Below are 2,556 nucleotides of genomic sequence, written 5' to 3'. Positions count from 1 at the left end.
AAGTGAGTCAGCCCCGGCAGGGGATGAAACAAGGGATGGACCAACAACAAAAAAAAAAGACCACCCCTAGTCCAAACACTAGACCTCCAACCACTCCTGCCGAACGCGACAATCCGCCTTCAGATCTTGAGGCGTCCCCTCAAACACAATCTGCCCGTGCCCCATCACATAGACACGCTGTGAGATATCGAGGGCAATGGCCAGCTTCTGCTCCACCAGCAGCACAGAAATCCCCCGCTCCTTGAGCGTCTTCAGATACTCGCCGACCAGCGTCACGATCAGCGGCGCGAGCCCCTCAGTCGGCTCATCGATGATGATGAAATCCGGATCGCCCATCAGCGTGCGGCACAGCGTGAGCATCTGCTGCTCGCCACCGGACAGCACGCCCGCTGGCGTGTTTTCGCGCTCCTTCAAGCGCGGGAACATCCGATACATATCCTCCAGCTGCCACCGCGGCTTCGGCTGACTCGGATTGCGTTTCTCACCCAGCAGCAGGTTCTGCCGCACCGTCAGCGTCGGGAAGATATCGCGGTTCTCGGGCACATAGCCGATCCCCTGATGTGCCACCTCGAAGGTCCGCAAGCCGCGCACGTCCTTGCCGCGCAGCAGGATATGTCCCTCGCACCGGACCATGCCCATGATGGACTTGGCCAGCGTCGAGCGCCCCACGCCATTGCGCCCGAGCAGGGCAACGATCTCGCCCTCGCCCACGTGCATATCGACGCCATGCAGGATATGGCTCTTGCCGTAGTACGCGTGCAGGTCGCGCACTTCGAGCATCGGAGTGTTGGTTGCCATCAATGCGCTCCTGCAGGTTCATCCAGCGTGGTGCCCAGGTAGGCCTCTTTCACGCGGCGGTTGTTGCGGATGGCCTCGGGCGTATCGGTGGCGATCACCTCGCCGTAGACCAGCACCGAGATGCGGTCGGCCAGGCCAAATACCACGCTCATGTCGTGCTCAACCATCACCAGCGTCTTGCCGACCGTCACCTTGCGGATCAGGTCGACCGCATGTTCGGTTTCCGAGCGGCTCATGCCGGCGGTCGGCTCGTCGAGCAGGATCACATCCGCCCCGCCGGCGATGGTGATGCCGATCTCGAGCGCGCGCTGCTCGGCATAGGTGAGCATGCCGGCCGCCGCATCGCGACGGTGCGCCATGCCGATCTGCTCCAGCACCTCCTCCGCCCGCTCACGCGCATCGCGCAGCTCGGCCAGCTTGTGCCAGAACGAATACTTGTAGCCCAGCGACCAAAGCACCGCGCAGCGCAGGTTCTCGAACACCGACAGCCGATGGAAGATGTTGGTGATCTGGAAGCTGCGCGACAGGCCCTTGCGGTTGATTTCGTAGGGCGCCATGCCGGCGATGTCCTCGCCGTTCAGGCGCACGCAACCGGAGCTGGCCGGAAAACGCCCCGAGATCAGGTTGAACGTGGTCGATTTGCCAGCACCGTTTGGGCCGATCAGCGCGTGCCGCTCGCCCTTGCCGATGGTGAGGTTGACCCCTCGGATGATTTCGGTCGCGCCAAAGCGCTTGCGGACATCGCGCAGTTCCAGCGCGGGGATCGGCCCAGACTTGGGTTGGCTCATGGCTGACGCTCCTGCAATGCATTGTCCCAGGCGGCACGCAGCTTGACCGCTGCGGCACGCAGGCCGACGGCCCCCACCACCCACAGCACGGCGGTCACGGCCCACGGCTTCCAGGTAGTCGGTTCCAACGACACGCCGAACAGCGTCATCACGCCGCCCGAACCGTCGTCCTGCACGGTGTAGATCATCTCCACGGAGGCGATCAGCGCGACCAGCAGCACCGCTGCCGGCACGATCGCCACGCCGTAGGCCGGCAGCAGCGTCTTGAGCTTGCCGCGCCGCGCGATCGGCAGGTGCATCATCAGCAGGCTGGCGATGCCGCCCGGCGCGTACATGACCATCAGCACGAAGAACAGGCCCAGATACAGCAGCCACGCCTTGGTGATGCCCGACAGCGCCACGGTAAAGAACACCGTCAGCACCGCGCCGATGATCGGCCCGAAGAAGCTGCCCATGCCGCCGATGAACGCCGCCAGCAGCACCGCCCCGGAGCGCACCGCCGACACGTTCTCGGCCGTCACGATTTCAAAGTTGATGCACGACAGCGCCCCGGCGATGCCCGCGAAGAACGCCGACAGGATCACCACCAGGAAGCGCACGCGCTGCGTGTTGTAGCCAATGAATTCCACGCGCTCGGGGTTGTCGCGCACGGCGTTGGCGATACGGCCCAGCGGCGTTTGCGTCCACGCGTACATCAATGCCATGGAGATCAAGCACCACGCGGCGATCAGGTAATACACCTGCCGCGCCGGACCAAAGCTGATGCCCGCCAGCGCATCACCGATGCTGCGGTTGGTCGACACCCCGCCCTCGCCGCCGAAGAAGTCCGGGAACATCAGCGCGCTGGCGAAGACCATCTCGCCGATGCCCAGCGTGATCATCGAGAACGTGGTGCCGGCCTTCTTGGTGGTGACATAGCCGAACAGCACCCCGAACAGCGCCCCACCCAGCCCGCCCGCGATCGGCAGCA

At 64.3% G+C, this 2,556-nt stretch carries 3 protein-coding genes; all 3 read right to left on the bottom strand.

The window, feature by feature from the left end; translation table 11 throughout:
- Positions 1-78: 78 nt before the first annotated feature.
- Positions 79-798 (bottom strand): ABC transporter ATP-binding protein, encoded by a 720-nt coding sequence (locus tag QZ609_RS26315; protein WP_295501401.1) that lies wholly within the window; start codon positions 796-798, stop codon positions 79-81.
- Positions 798-1,586 carry an ABC transporter ATP-binding protein gene (locus QZ609_RS26310; RefSeq protein ID WP_295501398.1) on the bottom strand — a complete coding sequence of 263 codons (789 nt, stop codon included), beginning with the start codon at positions 1,584-1,586 and terminating at the stop codon, positions 798-800. Before QZ609_RS26310 ends, QZ609_RS26315 begins: the two co-directional genes overlap by 1 nt.
- The coding region (locus QZ609_RS26305) for a branched-chain amino acid ABC transporter permease (RefSeq protein ID WP_295501396.1) at positions 1,583-2,556 on the bottom strand (974 nt) is incomplete at its 5' end. The genes QZ609_RS26310 and QZ609_RS26305, both read right to left, overlap by 4 nt.

Source organism: uncultured Ralstonia sp. (assembly GCA_913056305.1).
GTDB lineage: Bacteria > Pseudomonadota > Gammaproteobacteria > Burkholderiales > Burkholderiaceae > Ralstonia.
The sequence above is the reverse complement of the archived record's forward strand: the minus strand, read 5'-3'. Positions and strand labels throughout refer to the sequence as shown.

Coding starts and splice junctions, on each gene's coding strand:
- QZ609_RS26315 (WP_295501401.1), bottom strand. CDS start 798: ATGGCAACCAACACTCCGATGCTCGAAGTGCGCGACCTGCACGCGTAC.
- QZ609_RS26310 (WP_295501398.1), bottom strand. CDS start 1,586: ATGAGCCAACCCAAGTCTGGGCCGATCCCCGCGCTGGAACTGCGCGAT.